The 15,197-nt window shown below is 69.5% G+C and carries 13 protein-coding genes and 7 pseudogenes; 12 read left to right on the forward strand and 8 right to left on the reverse strand.

Annotated features, from left to right (window positions below; genetic code table 11):
• Window positions 1–421: 421 nt before the first annotated feature.
• A complete protein-coding gene (locus ACZ4SA_RS24785) occupies window positions 422–874 on the reverse strand; it encodes a carbamoyltransferase N-terminal domain-containing protein (protein ID WP_468278320.1) in 453 nt (150 codons plus the stop codon).
• Between the two features lie 44 nt (window positions 875–918).
• Here ACZ4SA_RS24785 and ACZ4SA_RS24790 point away from each other — a divergent pair, with 44 nt between their 5' ends.
• The 4 genes and pseudogenes from ACZ4SA_RS24790 (at window position 919) to ACZ4SA_RS24805 (ending at window position 3,289) form a co-directional block, all read left to right on the forward strand.
• A complete protein-coding gene (locus ACZ4SA_RS24790; protein ID WP_468278451.1) occupies window positions 919–1,239 on the forward strand; it encodes a hypothetical protein in 321 nt (106 codons plus the stop codon).
• A gap of 5 nt (window positions 1,240–1,244) precedes the next feature.
• Window positions 1,245–1,912 (forward strand): annotated as a pseudogene (locus ACZ4SA_RS24795) (nucleotidyl transferase AbiEii/AbiGii toxin family protein).
• A 697-nt stretch (window positions 1,913–2,609) separates the two neighbouring features.
• Window positions 2,610–2,894: a hypothetical protein gene (locus tag ACZ4SA_RS24800; protein ID WP_027732784.1), complete on the forward strand. Its 285-nt coding sequence runs from the start codon at window positions 2,610–2,612 to the stop codon at window positions 2,892–2,894.
• Entirely contained in the window at window positions 2,891–3,289 is a 399-nt protein-coding gene (locus tag ACZ4SA_RS24805; RefSeq protein ID WP_468278323.1) for a PIN domain-containing protein, read from the forward strand. Before ACZ4SA_RS24800 ends, ACZ4SA_RS24805 begins: the two co-directional genes overlap by 4 nt.
• Before the next feature lie 209 nt (window positions 3,290–3,498).
• On the opposite strand, the gene ACZ4SA_RS24810 is transcribed toward ACZ4SA_RS24805, so the two are convergent.
• Window positions 3,499–4,017 (reverse strand): tyrosine-type recombinase/integrase, encoded by a 519-nt coding sequence (locus ACZ4SA_RS24810; protein WP_468278325.1) that lies wholly within the window; start codon window positions 4,015–4,017, stop codon window positions 3,499–3,501.
• On the opposite strand from ACZ4SA_RS24810, the pseudogene ACZ4SA_RS24815 reads away from it, so the two are divergent.
• Window positions 3,984–5,415 (forward strand): annotated as a pseudogene (locus ACZ4SA_RS24815) (nuclease/transposase family protein); the annotation flags it as partial. The gene ACZ4SA_RS24810 and the pseudogene ACZ4SA_RS24815 sit on opposite strands and share 34 nt — an antisense overlap.
• Before the next feature lie 199 nt (window positions 5,416–5,614).
• Here ACZ4SA_RS24815 and ACZ4SA_RS24820 read toward each other — a convergent pair.
• The 5 genes from ACZ4SA_RS24820 to ACZ4SA_RS24840 are packed head-to-tail and all read right to left on the reverse strand — an operon-like array spanning window position 5,615 to window position 10,433.
• A complete protein-coding gene (locus tag ACZ4SA_RS24820; RefSeq protein ID WP_468278327.1) occupies window positions 5,615–6,301 on the reverse strand; it encodes an HAD family hydrolase in 687 nt (228 codons plus the stop codon).
• Window positions 6,298–7,422, reverse strand: coding sequence for an ABC transporter ATP-binding protein (locus ACZ4SA_RS24825; RefSeq protein WP_468278329.1), 1,125 nt, complete (start codon window positions 7,420–7,422; stop codon window positions 6,298–6,300). The genes ACZ4SA_RS24820 and ACZ4SA_RS24825 overlap by 4 nt, the downstream gene beginning before the upstream one ends.
• A 4-nt stretch (window positions 7,423–7,426) precedes the next feature.
• Window positions 7,427–8,377, reverse strand: a complete 951-nt coding sequence (locus ACZ4SA_RS24830) for an ABC transporter permease (RefSeq protein ID WP_468278332.1) — start codon at window positions 8,375–8,377, stop codon at window positions 7,427–7,429.
• Complete coding sequence (locus tag ACZ4SA_RS24835) at window positions 8,365–9,279, reverse strand: ABC transporter permease (protein ID WP_468278335.1); 915 nt, start codon at window positions 9,277–9,279, stop codon at window positions 8,365–8,367. Before ACZ4SA_RS24835 ends, ACZ4SA_RS24830 begins: the two co-directional genes overlap by 13 nt.
• Window positions 9,279–10,433: an ABC transporter substrate-binding protein gene (locus ACZ4SA_RS24840; RefSeq protein WP_468278337.1), complete on the reverse strand. Its 1,155-nt coding sequence runs from the start codon at window positions 10,431–10,433 to the stop codon at window positions 9,279–9,281. Before ACZ4SA_RS24840 ends, ACZ4SA_RS24835 begins: the two co-directional genes overlap by 1 nt.
• Before the next feature lie 346 nt (window positions 10,434–10,779).
• Between ACZ4SA_RS24840 and ACZ4SA_RS24845 the strand changes: the two genes are divergently transcribed.
• Window positions 10,780–11,535, forward strand: coding sequence for a GntR family transcriptional regulator (locus ACZ4SA_RS24845; RefSeq protein ID WP_468278339.1), 756 nt, complete (start codon window positions 10,780–10,782; stop codon window positions 11,533–11,535).
• Between the two features lie 48 nt (window positions 11,536–11,583).
• Here ACZ4SA_RS24845 and ACZ4SA_RS24850 read toward each other — a convergent pair.
• Window positions 11,584–11,877, reverse strand: a pseudogene (locus tag ACZ4SA_RS24850) (tRNA dihydrouridine synthase DusB); the annotation flags it as partial.
• On the opposite strand from ACZ4SA_RS24850, the pseudogene ACZ4SA_RS24855 reads away from it, so the two are divergent.
• The 6 genes and pseudogenes from ACZ4SA_RS24855 to ACZ4SA_RS24880 all read left to right on the forward strand — a co-directional run.
• Window positions 11,867–13,285: pseudogene (locus tag ACZ4SA_RS24855) on the forward strand (ISAzo13 family transposase); the annotation flags it as partial. The pseudogenes ACZ4SA_RS24850 and ACZ4SA_RS24855 overlap by 11 nt on opposite strands.
• A gap of 7 nt (window positions 13,286–13,292) precedes the next feature.
• Window positions 13,293–13,775: pseudogene (locus ACZ4SA_RS24860) on the forward strand (transposase); the annotation flags it as partial.
• Window positions 13,776–13,937: 162 nt separating this feature from the next.
• Window positions 13,938–14,254 (forward strand): annotated as a pseudogene (locus ACZ4SA_RS24865) (transposase family protein); the annotation flags it as partial.
• 3 nt (window positions 14,255–14,257) lie between these two features.
• Window positions 14,258–14,770 (forward strand): hypothetical protein, encoded by a 513-nt coding sequence (locus ACZ4SA_RS24870; RefSeq protein ID WP_468278342.1) that lies wholly within the window; start codon window positions 14,258–14,260, stop codon window positions 14,768–14,770.
• A gap of 2 nt (window positions 14,771–14,772) precedes the next feature.
• Window positions 14,773–14,904 (forward strand): annotated as a pseudogene (locus tag ACZ4SA_RS24875) (undecaprenyl-diphosphatase); the annotation flags it as partial.
• A 53-nt stretch (window positions 14,905–14,957) separates the two neighbouring features.
• Window positions 14,958–15,134, forward strand: coding sequence for a hypothetical protein (locus tag ACZ4SA_RS24880; protein WP_468278344.1), 177 nt, complete (start codon window positions 14,958–14,960; stop codon window positions 15,132–15,134).
• Window positions 15,135–15,197: the final 63 nt, after the last annotated feature.

A 15,197-nucleotide genomic window follows, 5' to 3' on the forward strand; every position in this document is an offset into this window, starting at 1 on the left:
AGCGCCTGATTGCAGCACCACGCCATGATCGTCTCCCACTCGTCTCCCACCCAGGAGACCGGGAGACGATCAGCCAGAAGTGCGCACCTGCAAAGTCGGGAGCAGAAAGGAGGGCCCGCACAGCAGCAGCTGTGCGGGCCCTTCTGCGTGGCGGCCGGCCCGGGTCAGTCGAGGCTGAGGCGCGCCAGCAGGCCCTGGACACGGCCGGCGAGCGCCTTCTCCGGGTCCGGGCTGATGGTGGCAAGTGCCACTGCGGCCGTCACGATGACGTCGCTCAGCTCCTTCTCGACGAGCCGCCAGCGCGGGCGGTGAGGAAGTCGAGGGTGTAGCGGTCGGGGTTGCCGTAGCCGGCCAGGCCCATGAGCTTGCCGGAGCTGGTCCAGTTGCCGAGTCCGAGGTGTTCGGCGACGGTCTCGTAGAATCAGCCCAGCGACTGGCTGAACGGGAACTGGCGCAGGACCTTCAGTCCGTCGGCGGTGCCGTGGGCGAGGGTGGCAAAGACGCCGTCGCCGGAGCCGTCGACCACCAGGACGGCGGCCTCGTCGAAGCCGCTGGGGTGGAAGGCGGAGGCGGCGTGCGCGAGGTGGTGCTCGACCACGGTGACCTGCCGGGGCCGGTGGTGGCCGAACAGGGCGGGGTCGAGGAGTTCGGCGATCAGCTCGGCGTCCGTGCAGATGTTGCTCGGCGTAGGCCAGGCCGGGTTGAAGGCGATGGCGATCTCGTCAACGTCGGCCAGGGTGATGCCGGCCTCGGACAGGCAGTAGGCCGCGGCCACCGCGCAGGAGCGGGAGTCCTTGTGGTGCTTGCGGCGGGAGAAGCGCTCCTCCTCGGCGAAGGCGACCACCTTCCCGTCGATGCCCGCACCACCCCGCACCCGCGTCGAAGAACCTCTCGGGCGCGGACGCCGAGGACCTCGCGCTGTACCGGGAGAAGTTCCGGTGCCGTCTGCCGGAGTCGCTGGACGAGTTGCACGGCCCGACCCAGGGGGTCGTCGAGCTGCCGCTGCACATGGCCTGGTCCGGGATGACCTCGTACGACCTGGGCAAGCCACGCCAGCGTATGGGCCTGTACCGCACCGTCCTGCACGAGGGGCTGCGCGAGGACCTGCCCCGCTACCTCGACCGGGACCTGCTCCTCCAGCTGTGGCCGGTGCTGCGCACCCTCGTCGGCCGCACCGTGCGCACGGTATGGGAAGACGCCTTCCCCCAGCTCGCCTCCCGCACCCAGGCAGCCGCGTGACGGACATGCCGGAGCTGCACACACGGCTCCTGGCGGATGTGATCGCCCTCGGCTCCCCGTACCCCCTGGTCCTCACCGGCGGCTATGCCGTGCGGGCGCACCGCCTCGTGAACCGCCCCAGCCAGGACCTCGATGTCGCCACCGAGAACCCGGCGCCCATGGCCGACATCGCGGCTACGCTGCGCGCCGGCCTGGAAGCCCGCGGCTGGAAGGTGCACGCGCTGGAGACCGCCCCGCTCTCCGCCCGCTTCACCGTGACCGACCCGGCCACCGGGCAGGACTGCGAGGTCGACATCCTCAAGGAGATCTTCTGGCGGCCGGTCGCCCAGAGCCCGTACGGGCCCGTCCTCGCGGAGGAGGACGTGATCGGGACCAAGGTCCGCGCCCTCGCCGACCGTCGAGCGCCCCGTGACCTGATCGACGTGTTCGCAGCCTCCCGCCGCTGGAACACCGCCGATCTCGAAGAATTCGGCCGCCGTCACGCCCGCGGCCGCTTCGAGCGCGAAGACCTGCGGGCAACCTCGCCGGAGCCGAGTGGACCGATGACGAAGCCTTCGCCGCCTACGGCCTGGGCCAGGCCACCATCACCGCTCTTCGTAACTGGGCCGTGGAGTGGGCCGACGACCTCGCGACCCGACTCCTCGAAGAGTCCGATGATCCGGACATCGACTGATCGCGTCCGGCCGACCACCGGAAACGGGAGCCCGGGGAAGCCGAGCGAGGGGCAAGTACGGTGCCGTGGAAATATCCCCACGGCACTGGGCAAACTGGCCTCTCACGGGCGATACGGCCAACGTCCGACTCCTCCGGGCAGCCAGGCCACGCCTCGAAGGTAGAGCTCGGCAAGCACTTCGGGCGTCCACGCTCTGAGGAACTGACCTCCCTCGAGCCTGCAGTCTGACGACGTTCTATCAGCGCGGACGATCGCCGCTGAGGTGGCGAAAAGAAGAGCTCCTCGCTCGCCAACACTGCTCCAGTGGCCTGACCAGCCAGCCCGCCGACGCACCCGACACGCCATCAGAACGAGCGTCACGAGCGTCATTTCAGCGTCAAGATATCGCCTGTAACGCCCATACCGCACATAATGTGCAGGGGTAAAATCGCAGGCCAGGAGCCCTCTGCGGTCGGCTCCAAGATCGCCACCACTCCACATGATGCATCATCGCAAACATGTCAACAGAAAACAGGTCGAGGAAAACAGCAGGTCAGCGACGCGTGCGACGCAAATCGGATTCAAGATCATTGTGCATTGCGTGCGCTATGCGCGCTACGTGCACACTCTCGACGCACGCCAGGCCCCCCGCAGGGGGCCTCCGGGATCGACCGGCAAAGAGCTCGCCGTATAGCATTTGAAATGCTATATATGTCCCATGGCTGACGACGACACCGACTTTCCGCCCGGCGACGGCCCCACCAGCGGCATCTCCGTCTCCCTCACGGCCGGCACCCTGCAAGCGATCCGTGAGCGGGTCGGCAAGCGGGGTGTGTCCGCGTTCTTGGAGAAAGCCGCGCAGCGGCAGATCGAGCGGGACAACCTGGACGAGCTGATCGCCGACTTTGACAAGAACCTCGGCCCCGCCGACCCGGAGGCAGTAGCCGCCAAGCGGGCGAAGCTCACCGGCGGCACCTCCTCCGATGCCGGGGCGGCCGCGTGAGCGGCACTCTGATCCTGGACAGTGAGGGCCTGGCCAAGGCCGTGCAGCGCGACCGCGAAGTCCACGAGTGGCTCACCGCCGCCCGCGACGCCGACCTTCCGGTGATCACCTCGGCCGCGGTCCTCGTCGAGGTGATCCATCCCCGCATCAACGACGCCGCGCTGAAGTGGACGCTGTCCCGACTGCGAGTCGAGCCGGTCACCCAGGCCCTCGCCCAGTCCGCCGCCGGCCTGCTGCGCACGGCCGGGCTGCACGGCCACAAGTACGCCATCGACGCCATGCTCTGCGCCACCGCCCTCGCCCAGCCAGGCCGAGTCACCATCCTGACGTCCGACGTCGAGGACATCACCATGCTCACCACCGACCACATCCGTGTGACCGCCGAGAAGATCTGATCCCCGCCGCTGCACCCGCGTGGTTCGGCGGCGGGCCAGCAGCTCGCCGATCTCTGCCTTGAGCGCTTCTGCCTCGGGCTTCGTCCTGTGCACGAGCACGATGAAGTCGTCGGCTTATGCCGTGCGCCGGGTTATACCGACTGCGGCGGCGACAGCATGGTGATCTCTGCGCCAGCCTCGGAACGGTCGGCATAACCCGTGCTCTCGGCTCAGAGCGTCTGGAGGAACGCCAGCAGGTTGTCCGGGGCGGCGAAACGTCCGGGGGTGCTGCCGGGGGGAGCCGTGCGCGCGAGCTCTCGTTCTTTGATGCTCGTGTCGGCGTGCAGATAGATTTGTGTTGTTTCAGTTGATTCGTGGCCGAGCCAGAGGGCGATCACGGAGATGTCAACTCCCGCGTGCAGGAGTGCCATTGTGGTGCTGTGCCGCAGGGTGTGCGGGGTGACGTGCTTGTCGGCCAGGGACGGGCAGGTGACTGCGGCGGTCCGGGTGTGCTTGGCGACGAGGCGTTCGACGGCGTCCCGGCTGAGCGGGGTGCCGCGGCGGGTCGGGAACAGCGGATCGCTTCGCTCGCCGCCTCGTTCCTTGAGCCAGGTCTTGAGCACTTGGACGGTGCCGCTGGTCAGCGGGGTGCACCGGTCCTTGCGTCCCTTGCCGTGGCAGCGCAGGTGAGAGCCGGAGCCCAGATGGACGTCCGGCACGTAAGCGGGAGCTGACCACCCAGTCGTCATCGCGGTGGGCGGGGTCGGTGACGAAGACCACGCATGACCAATGGGCTCTCGCCCGGCGCGGCCAGCTGGCCCACGTCCAGTCCCTGGAAGCCGCGATCAGAACCATCCGGCATCGCCTGTCGCTGCCTATCGGGCAGAAGGGTACGAAGTGGGGGCCGGGCGGGTACCGGTCGAAGAGGCAGTGGCACGCCAAGTCCCGGCGTCTGGCTGCCCTGGAGACCCGCCTCGCCGCTGTGCGAGCCGACTACCAGGCCGGGCGGGTGCACGTGGTGCGCGGCGGCAAACGGCTGCTGAACACCCGCCACCACCTCACCACAGCCCAGCTCACCGAGGCCGAGTGGCGCGAGCTCTGGGAGGCGGAGCGCTGGTTCCTGTCGGCAGACGGCGAGTCGGGCAAGAGGTTCGGCAACGAGACTATCCGCGTCACCCCAAACGGCGAGGTCTCCCTCAAGCTCCCCACCCCGCTCACCGGGTTGGCCAACGCCGCGCACGGCCGCTACGTCCTGACGGCGAAGGTGCGCTTCCCGCACCGCGGCCAGGGGTGAGCCGACCGGGTGGCCGCGAACCGGGCGGTGGCCTACCGCATCCACTACGACATGGCACGCGGCCGCTGGTACCTGACCGCGTCGTGGACACTCCCCCTCACCCCGACCATCCCCATCGAGACCGCGCTCGCACACGGTGTGATCGGCATAGACACCAACGCCGACCATCTGGCCGCCTGGCGCCTCGACGAGCACGGCAACCCGACCGGGGCACCCCGCCGCTTCACCTACGACCTGTCCGGCTCGGCCACCACCGCGACGCCCAGGTCCGGCACGCCCTCACCAGGCTGCTGCGCTGGGCGAAGACCTGTGATGTCAAAGCCATCGCGGTAGAGGATCTGGACTTCTCAGCGGAGAAGACCCGCGAGAAGCACGGACGCCAACGCCGCTTTCGGCAGCTGATCTCCGGCATGCCCACCGGCAAGCTCCGCGCCCGCCTCACCTCCATGGCTGACGCCACGGGTATCGCGATCATCGCCGTCGATCCCGCCTACACGTCCAAGTGGGGTGCGCAGCACTGGCAAAAGCCCCTCACCTCCACCAAGCGCAAGACCAGCCGCCACGACGCCGCGAGCATCGCGATCGGCAGGCGTGCCCAAGGGCACCCGATCCGGCGACGGACGACACCGCCCCGTGCACACCAGAGCGATGTGCACGGGCATCGGACCGTCCAGGCCCGACCCCGGAGGCCCCTGGGCGCGAGGGTCCCCGCCCCCGCGTTCCCGGACCACGGACCCGATCCGTGCCGCCCGGACGCGGAGCGAACGCGGGGAATCAGAACGTCCAACACCGTTCGGGGCGTTCGGCTGAGCACGAGTCCTGGCAACCGGACCCGCTCCCGCTCAGCCTTTAGGAAAGGTACGCGTACGACGCGCTGCGCCGCCCTGGCCTGGGACGACACTGCCTCTGGCCGCGGCGACGGCGTTCGGGCACCGGCTGCGACACCGCTGGTGCTGCTGACGGCGGTGGGCGCAATTTGAACCCGGTCGGCGATTGAGGACATCTCTGAGCCGGGCCGGCGAGGCCGTTCGGGAAGGGGGCAGGGCGGGGGATCAATCTCTGACCGGGACCCGCCCATTCGCGGCCAAACACCCCCGCAGCACCCCGAGATCCACCTCCTCCAGGCTGAGGGCGAACACCCGCGCCTCGGACTCGGGCACCGGCAGCAGCGAGGGCACCACCAGCACCCCGCACCCCGCCGCCTCCGCCGACGCCGTCCCGTCCGGCGAGTCCTCGACCGCCACACACGCACCGGGCGCCGCCCCGAACCGCGCCGCCGCGGCGACATACGGATCGGGGTGCGGCTTGGTGCGTACGGTGTCGTCCGCGGACAGCGTGAAGGCGAACGGCACATCGGCCAGCGCGCCCCCGACCACCGAGTCGACCACCACCCGCGGCGAGGCGCTCACCAGCGCGAACGGCACACGATGCCGGTCCAGCGAGGCCAGCAGCCGCCGCGCGCCGGGCCGCAGCGGCGCCCCCGCCTCAACCCGCTTGAAGAACCCGGCGGTCAGCGCCTCGGCGACCGCCGCCGCGTCCCGCACCCCGGCGGCCCGCGCCAGATGCGCGGCGGTGTCCGAGACCGCCCGCCCGACCACGTCCCCCGCGTCCGCGTCGGACAGCGCGTACCCGAGGCCGGAGGCGACCTCCGCGGTCACCTCCCACCACAGGACCTCCGTGTCCACCAGTGTGCCGTCCATGTCGAAGAGGACGGCGGCGGGCAGCACCCGCGTACTCATGAACCGGCCGGGACGACCAGCACCGGCTGCTCGGCCAGCCCCACCGCGACACGCACACCGGGCGTCAACTCCCCCGCGTCCCGCGACGCCAGGTCCGCCTTGACCGAGACGCCGCCCGGCAGGTCGAGCAGCACCCGCGTCACCGAGCCGAGGAAGGACGCCGAGACCACGGTGGCGTCTCCGTCGGGGTCGGCGGTGGCGGTGACGTTCTCGGGGCGTACGAGGACCTCGACGTCCCCGGCACCCTGCGGGGGCTCTCCGTCCACCGGCATCTCGGTGCCCGCGACCGCGACCCGCCCGGAGTCCGTCATCCGTCCGGGCAGCCGGTTCATCGTGCCGACGAACTCGGCGACGAACGCCGTCGCGGGCCGCTCGTACAGCTCCGCCGGTGGAGCGCACTGCTCCAGCTTCCCGGCGTTGAGCACGGCGACCCGGTCCGCCATGGACAGGGCCTCCTCCTGGTCGTGCGTGACGAAGATCGTCGTGATGCCGAGCGAGAGCTGGAGCCGCCGGATCTCCTCGCGGAGCGTGAGACGCACCTTGGCGTCGAGCGCGGACAGCGGCTCGTCCAGGAGCAGCACGCGCGGCTGGAGGGCGAGCGCGCGGGCCAGGGCGACGCGCTGCTGCTGGCCGCCGGACATCTGGTGTGGGTAGCGGTCGCCGTGCTTGGGCAGGCCGACCAGTTCCAGGAGTTCGCTCGCGCGGGCGGCGCGCTCGGCGGCGGGCACCTTGCGGACGCGCATGCCGAAGGCGACGTTGTCGCGGGCGCTGAGGTTGGGGAAGAGACTGTACGACTGGAAGACCATGCCCGCGTCGCGCCGGTTGGCGGGCACCCGGGTGATGTCCTCGCCGTCGACCAGGACCTCGCCCGCGTCGGGCGTCTCGAAGCCCGCGATGACCCGCAGAGCGGTGGTCTTGCCGCAGCCGGACGGGCCGAGCAGGGCGAGGAGTTCGCCGGGTTCGACGGTGAGGTCGAGGCCGTCGAGGGCGACGACACCGGAGCCGAACTCCCGGCGCAGGCCGCGGAACTCGACGCGGGCACCGCCGTCGGTCCCGGCGCTCCCGGCGGCGTTGGCGGCCTTGGCGGCCCGCTCCTTCGCCTCTGTTGCTGTTGCCGACATGCGTTTACGACTCCTTGCTGGACACGGGCGCCGCGGAGGCGGACGGGGAGGGGGCTCCGGCCACCGCGTTCGCGGCCTTCGCGCCGGTCCCCGCGCGCGAGAGGACCAGCAGTAGCACCCAGGTGATCAAGAGGCTGAGGACGGACACGGCCACCGACATCCGCGCCTGGGCGCCGGAGATCGTCACGATCCACACCGCGAAGGGCTCGTAGCCGAGCAGCGCCGCGATGGTGAACTCACCGAGCACCAGGGCCAGGGTGAGGAACGCGGCCCCGGCGAGCGCGGCGCGCAGGTTGGGCAGGATGACCCGGACGACGACGTACGGCCAGCTGGCGCCGCAGTTGCGGGCGGCCTCCACGAGGGTGGGTACGTCGATGGCGCGCAGTCCGGCGTCCAGCGACCGGTAGACGAACGGCAGCGCGAGAACCGTGTAGGCGAAGACGAGAACGAGCGGGAAGCTCTCGTCCTGGACGGCGAGGAAGGTCTGGTAGAGGGGGGTACGGGACAGCCTCTCCGGCCCCCAGCGCAGCACCGTCGTGATGCCGGTGACCAGCGCGATCGGTGGCACGACCAGCGGCAGCATGCACATCACCTCGATGACCGGCCGCAGCCGGGGCGACCCGAGGCGCACCGCGACCAGCGCGGGCACCGCGAGCAGCAGGGCCAGCGCGATGGTGGCCGCCGCGAGGCCGAGCGAGAGCAGCAGGCTGTCCGTGAAGCCCTCCTCGCCCAGGATTCCGGTGTACGCCTCGAAGGAGACGCCCTGGCCGGGCACGTGCACGGTGAAGACGAAGGACGAGACCAGCGGCAGCAGGAAGTACAGCCCGGCCAGGCCCAGGACCGCCCCGCGCCAGACGCGCGGGCGGCGGGTCTTCCGTACCGCCGCCGCCTGAACAGGGGTCTGAACCGGGGCCGGGGCGGTGGGGGTGGTGGAGGCAGAGGTCAGTGCAGCCATCGGGCGCTCCGTCGCTGGAGGGGCAGATAGACGGCCATGACCAGTCCGGCGATGAGGATCATGTCGAGGCCGAGGGCGAGCGCCACGTTCTCCTGGCCGACCATGACGTTGCCGGACAGCGCGTCCGCGATCTTCAGGGTGACCAGGGGTACGGAGCCGCCGACCAGGGCGGCAGCCGTGGCGTGCGCGGCGAAGGCGCTGCCGAAGAGCAGCACGAAGCCGCCCATCAGCGAGGGCGCGAGCACCGGCAGCCCGACCATCCGCCAGAACTGCGGGCCGCTCGCCCCGTTGTTCTGCGCGGCCTCCCGCCACTGAGGCCGCAGCCCGTCGAGTGCCGGGATGATCACGAGCACCATGAGCGGCGTGAGGAAGTAGAGGTAGACCACGGCGAGGCCGGTGAAGGAGTACAGGTTCCAGCCGAGGTCACCGAGGTCGGCGAGCTCGGTGACCACACCGGAGATGCCGAGGGTCGCGATGAACGCGAACGCCAGCGGCACACCGCCGAAGTTGGCCAGCACACCGGACGCGGTGAGGGTCGCACTGCGCAGCCACTGGCGGCGCGAGGTGACGATGGCCTGGGCGATCAGGACTCCGGCGACCGAGCCGATGACGGCGACCAGCAGGGAAAGCTGCACGCTGCCGATCAGCGAGTTCAGGTAGGGCCCTTGGAGGGACCGTTCGACATGCTCACCGGTGAACGAGGTCGCACCGGTGTCCGGGTCGTCGCGGGTGAAGGCGCCGTACAGCAGGGCGGCGACCGGGAGTCCGAAGCAGAGGCCGGTGAAGGCGAGCAGCGGGACGGTGGCCAGCCAGGTGCGCGGGCCACGCCGCCGCCGACGGCTGGTGCTGGTGCCGTCGGCGGCGGACGTGCCCGACGTGGCGGTCGGGGCGGGAACTGACATCAGGAGAGGGCCTTGTCCCAGTTCTCGGCGAGGTCTTCCTGGGCCTTGTCGAGCTCGTCGGACGCGGGGAACTCGGGCGTGCCCTCGACCTCGGGGAGCTTGGTGGCGAAGTCCTTGTCGGCGGTGCCGTCCTCGGTCATGGCGGGCAGCAGCACGGGGCGGGCGTAGCCCTTGAGCCAGAGGTTCTGGCCCTCGGGGCTGTAGAGGAACTCCATCCACAGGCGGGCGGCCGCCGGGTTGGGGGCCTCCTTGTTGATGGCCTGCGAGTAGTACTGGGCGTACACGCCGTCGCTGGGGACGGCGACCTGCCAGTCGACGCCCTTGTCCTTGAACTGGTCGGCGTATCCGGCGTTGAGGTAGTCCCAGTCGATCGAGATCGGCGTCTCGCCCTTCTCGACGGTGGCCGGGGTCGACTCGACGGGGATGAAGTTTCCGCTCTTCTTCAGCTTGGCGAAGAAGTCGATACCCGGCTTGATGTCTCCGAAGGAGCCCTTGTTGGCGAGCGAGGCGGCGTAGACGCCGCCGAAGGCGGAGCCGGACTTGGTCGGGTTGCCGTTGAGCGCGACCTTGCCCTTGTACTCGGGCTTGAGCAGGTCGGCGAAGGTCTCGGGGCACTTCTTGATGCGCTTGGCGTCGCACCCGATGGAGACGTAGCCGCCGTAGTCGTTGTAGTACCGCCCGTCGGCGTCCTTCTGGCTCTCCGGGATGTCGTCCCAGGCCTCGACCTTGTACGGGGCGAACAGGCCCTCTTCGGCGGCGCTGCGGGCGAAGGCGATGCCGAGGTCCAGGACGTCCGGGGCGCGCTTCTGGCCCTTGCGGGACTTCACGGCGGCGATCTCGTCGGAGCTGGAGGCGTCCGGGTTCTCGCTGTTGACCTTGATCTTGGGGTACTTCTTCTCGAAGGCCTTGATGACCTCGCCGTAGTTCGCCCAGTCCGGGGGCAGGGCGATGACGTTGAGCTTGCCCTCCTTCTCGGCGGCCGCGACGAGTTCCTTCATGCCGCCGAAGTCGGACGCGGAGGCAGTGGAGCCGGCCTTCACCTTGCCGCCGGCGTCGGCCGAGTCTTCTTCGGGCGCCGCACCGCAGGCGGTGAGCGAGGTGAGTATGGCGGCACCGAGCAGCGCGGCCGCGCCACGGCCGGAGGGTCTGAACACGGTCTCTCCCAGAGACGAGGAAGCGGGGGACGCAACGCTTGCCAGCGAGCCCGCCGGAACGCTTCGGTGTCGGCGTCGGCGGAGCTTGTCTGAACAAGCTGGCATCAGTTCGCCCGGAGCAGTTGTCCGTGGGATTAACAGCTCATGACCTTCGGCACACCGCTGCCAGAAGTTCCCGCGCGGGTCCGAACGGCCCTCCGCTCCCCCTGGATTGGCTCCGTGAACCCGCCGCGTCGGCGAGGTTAAGGTGAACAGGGAGGCGGAACACTCCGCGACCCGACCGCACACAGCACGAAGCTGACAGAGCTGGCAGAGCTGAAGCTGTACAGAGCTAGGGAGCACCCGCGTGGGGGGCACGGCACGCTATCTGGAGATCGCGGACGCACTGCGCCGGTCGATCCTCAGCGGCGCCTATCAGGTGGGGGCCCAGCTGCCCACCGAGAGCGAGCTGGCCGCCGAGTGGTCGGCCTCGCGCGGCACGGTCCGCCAGGCCATCGCCGTAGTGGTCGCGGAGGGTCTGATCGGCTCCCGCCAGGGCGCGCGCCGGATCGTCCTGCGCCGCGAACGCCGCCACAGCTTCGCGGAGTTGAACAGCTTCGCGCAGTGGGCCCAGACCATGGGCTACGCGACGTCGAGCCGTTTCCTGTCCCGCACCCGCCGCCCCGCGACCCCCACCGAGTCCGAGCGCCTCACCGTCGCCCCCGGCTCCGAGATCCTCTACGCGCTACGGCTGCGGCTCCTGGAGGGCGAGCCCGCCATGCTGGAGCGCACCGCGTACGCGGGCTGGGTCGCACCGGCCGTGGAGGCGCTGCCCGAGGACTGCCCGTCGATCATGAACAGCATCGCCGACGAGCACGGCATCATCGCCCAGTACGGCGAACACCTGCTGGACGCCCTCGCGGCGAGCGGCGACGACGCCCGGCTGCTCCGCATACCCGACGGCACCCCGCTGCTCCGCCAGCGCCACCTCACCTGCACGGCCGCGGGTCGCCCCATCGAGTGGACCGACGACCGCTATGTGGCGGGCAGCGTGACCTTCAGCGTCAGCAACTCCGCAGACATCGCCCCGCTGTCGCGCCACGCGGGCCGCCTGGACGGCTGACGCCGGACGCGTCTCCCCCGAGGACCACGCCGTGAGGCCGGCCGACCGTCAGCCGCCGGACGTGTCCAGTTCCGCGTCCGCGCTGACGCCCGCGCAGTCATACGGGTCGTTCAGCCAGCCGTCCGGCAGCACCACACGGTTGTTGCCCGACGTCCGCCCGCGGGGCCCGTCGGCGCCCGCCGGCCAGCCCTGGTCGAGGTCCAGCTCACGCAGCCCGGCGTCGAGCTCGTCCAGCGAGGACGTGATCGCCAGCCGCTTACGCATCTCGGAGCCGACCGCGAAGCCCTTCAGATGCCAGGCGTCATGCTTACGGAAGTCGATGACACCCCGCGCGGCCATCCCCTATGGCATCTACGACCTGACCGCCGATACCGGCTGGGTCAACGTCGGCGTCGACCACGACACCTCCACCTTCGCGGTCGCCTCCATCCGTCGCTGGTGGCAGGCCCCCGGCCGCCATGACTACCCGCGCGCCACTCGTCTGCTGATCACCGCGGACGCGGGCGGCTCGAACAGCTACCGCTACCGGGTCTGGAAGTCCGAACTGGCCGCCTTCGCGGCCGAGATGGGACTGGCCGTCACGGTGTGTCACTTTCCGCCCGGTACATCAAAATGGGACAAGGTCGAGCACCGCTTGTTCTCCCATATCGCGATGAATTGGCGCGGCCGCCCGCTGACCAGCCACGAAGTGGTCGTCAAGACTATCGCCGCGACACGGACCCGCACCGGGCTACAGGTCGAGGCCGAACTCGCCCCGGGCTCTTAATCCACAGGCACCACGGTCAGCAAGACGTACCTGGACTCACTCCCGATCGAGCAGCACTCCGAGCGCGGAACCTGGAACTACACCATCCGCCCCGACGGCCCGGGACCCAGCGAGCACGCGGCGGTCCGCCGCCCCGGGGAAACGGCCCGCACACAGTTCCTGGAGATGCTGGCTGACCCGCTGCTGACCGGGATCACGCGGGAAGAGTTGGCTGCGCTGAGCGACCGGCTGGCTCCCGCGCAGGCCGCACAGCGGGAAGAACGCTGTTACCAGCACCGTGGCGGACGACGGCGCAAGGCGCCCGGCGACCATGGCCGCCCCCTGCTGACCTGCCCCGACAAGGTCCTGATCACCGTGCTCTACCTGCGGCAGGTCTGTTCCCAGAAGGTCTTGTACGACATGCTCGCGCTCAGCGATCGCACGATCAGTAAGGCCATCGGTGGCACGCGCCGGCTGCTGGAAGACACCGGCACCACTGTCGGGCTCTCTGCAGTCCGGTTCACCAAGCCGGACCACCTGGTGGCGTTCCTGCACACTGGAATGTCACCCACCGAAGTCCGGCCCCCGCTGCCGGAACAGCTCTCCGCCCCGGCGCTGACCGGCATGAGTCGCACCGACCTTCATGCCCTGATCGACCGACTCTCGAAACGGCAGGCCGCATTGGTCGAACGACGGCGCTTCGCACAGCGCGGCGGGCACCGTCAGCCCGGGACCCGCGCCGGGGTGTTCCGGCAGAAGATCACCGACGCCGAGCGCGTCCTGGCCACCGTCCTCATGGACCGCAAGGTCTGCACCGGAGAAGTCCTCACCGAGCTCTTCCAGATCAGCAGGGGCACCCTCACGAACGCCTTCCGCGACGTCCGCCCGCTGTTGGAAGAAGACGGAATCACTTTCCCTCCAGCACCTGTCACACACCGCACTGCCGAAGCCCTCCTCGCCAGCACCGCCACGAAGCCCAACACGCCGACAGAACCAGCACCTTAATTCCCTACAGGTTCACTTCCTGCGCAACGTGTTCAGCGTGATCAACAAGGAAGCGGCCGAGATGGCCGCCGCCACGATCCGCACGATCTTCGCCCAGCCCACCGCCGATGCGGTCCGCACCCAGCTCGACACCGTCGCCGACATGCTCGGCAAGCAGTTCCCCAAGGTCAAAGGCATGCTGCTGGAAGCGAAGGACGACCTGACCGCCTTCGCCGCGTTCCCCGAGCGACATTGGAAGAAGATCCAGTCCACCAACCCGCTGGAGCGGATCAACCGCGAGGTCAAACGCCGCACCGATGTCGTCCAGGTATTCCCCAACGACGACGCGCTCCTGCGGCTGGTCACAGCCGTGCTCTTCGAGCTGCACGACGAACGGATCGCCTTCCCCCGCCGCTACCTGCCCGAGGGAAGCATGGATCAGCTCTACCCCTCCGAGCGCCCCAAAAGCGCCCCCGCACTACCCAACACCACCAACACGACCGCCGGATGATCGGCTACACCACTCCACGGGACACCATCGAGTGGTGGGCGTTGACCTCGTCTCCTCCGCTGCCGGTCAACATGACGTCGCACCGTCGGGTGGTTGCCTGGGCTCGTACGACGTCGAAGGCTTCTTGGTAGAACGCCCCTGCCGGATCATGCGGCCGGGGCCGACCGTATCGCCGTCGACCGACCGTTCTACTCGGGCAAACACAAGCCCGCGGGCCGCACGGACGTCCTGGACGGACCGACAAGGGATACCAAGGAGCCGGGGGCACGGTCCGTGTTCCCTACCGCGGCCGGTGGGAGACGCTGTCCACAGGCCAGTAGGCCGTCAACCGGTCCCACGCGAAGATCCGGGCCCTGGTCGAGCAGGCCGTCGCCACCCTCAAGTCCTGGCGGCTTCTCCGCAAGCTCCGCTGCTCGACCACCCGCATCACGAGCCTTGTTCAGGCTGTCCTCACCCTGCATCTGGCCAGCTCAGGCTGAAGATTGAAAAGGCTCACGGCGCTCTTCGCCACCCATGACCACGAGTACCTGTTCCCGGCCATTGGCGGCGGGCTGCTGGCCAACGCAAACATCAGCTACTGGCAGCCGGTCTCGCGCGGTCGACCGGCCTCCGAGGAGTTCACGGGGGTTCGCCTGAACCAGCCCCAGCTGGTCACCTCCCGCCGTCCCCTTCCGGAGGTCCCCGCGACCGCGTACGCCGGGAAGCGGCTGTACCTGCTTCGTCACGGCGGCAAGGAGTGGCTGGACGAAGATCGACACAGTCGCATCGCCGTGGAGACCCGCATGGGCCACGAGGTCGCCGACGTGGAAGGTCTCTACTCGCACGTTCCCCTGACCATGGAGCAGGAGATCGCCGATTCGCTGCAAACCAGGTGGCTGCGCTTCGTGGCCAGCGAGGGAGAGCTCTGGAAGGTGCCATCTCCCACTGCTCTCTGTTTCGATCTTGAAGAGTGGTGGAAACAGCAGGTCAAAGCCGCTCAGGACCTCGACGCATGAACTGGTTCATGAAATTCATCACTACGAAGAGCTTCATGCCGTTCGTGATCTACCGGCTCCTGCTCGGAATCCTGCTGTTCATCCTGGTCGGAACGGATGTGCTGAGCCCGCACGCCGGCGAGTCGGCCGGCTGAGCCGCCGGTTCGAGGAGGCGACGGCTGTCAGAGCCAGGCCGTAGCCTGAAACCATGTCCCTCATTCCCAGCGAGTCTGAATCCGAAACCACGTCCGCCTCCGAGCTGAACGCGCGAATCCGAGAGCTGTGGGCCGACGGCGCACTGCCCGAGGACCGGCGTCCGGAGTACGAGGCGCTGGTTGTGGAGTGGGCCGCCGCTGCGCTCGAGGACGTACGCCCGGCCGCATAGGGCCGCCCCTCCCACACCGGTCCCCCGGAAGGCCCGGGCCCAGGCCGGGCTGCGATCTTCGCG

It is taken from the genome of Streptomyces sp. NPDC027962, assembly GCF_055566095.1.

Coding starts and splice junctions, on each gene's coding strand:
- ACZ4SA_RS24800 (WP_027732784.1), top strand. CDS start 2,610: ATGGCTGACGACGACACCGACTTTCCGCCCGGCGACGGCCCCACCAGC.
- ACZ4SA_RS24810 (WP_468278325.1), bottom strand. CDS start 4,017: ATGACGACTGGGTGGTCAGCTCCCGCTTACGTGCCGGACGTCCATCTG.
- ACZ4SA_RS24820 (WP_468278327.1), bottom strand. CDS start 6,301: ATGAGTACGCGGGTGCTGCCCGCCGCCGTCCTCTTCGACATGGACGGC.
- ACZ4SA_RS24825 (WP_468278329.1), bottom strand. CDS start 7,422: ATGTCGGCAACAGCAACAGAGGCGAAGGAGCGGGCCGCCAAGGCCGCC.
- ACZ4SA_RS24830 (WP_468278332.1), bottom strand. CDS start 8,377: ATGGCTGCACTGACCTCTGCCTCCACCACCCCCACCGCCCCGGCCCCG.
- ACZ4SA_RS24835 (WP_468278335.1), bottom strand. CDS start 9,279: ATGTCAGTTCCCGCCCCGACCGCCACGTCGGGCACGTCCGCCGCCGAC.
- ACZ4SA_RS24880 (WP_468278344.1), top strand. CDS start 14,958: ATGTCCCTCATTCCCAGCGAGTCTGAATCCGAAACCACGTCCGCCTCC.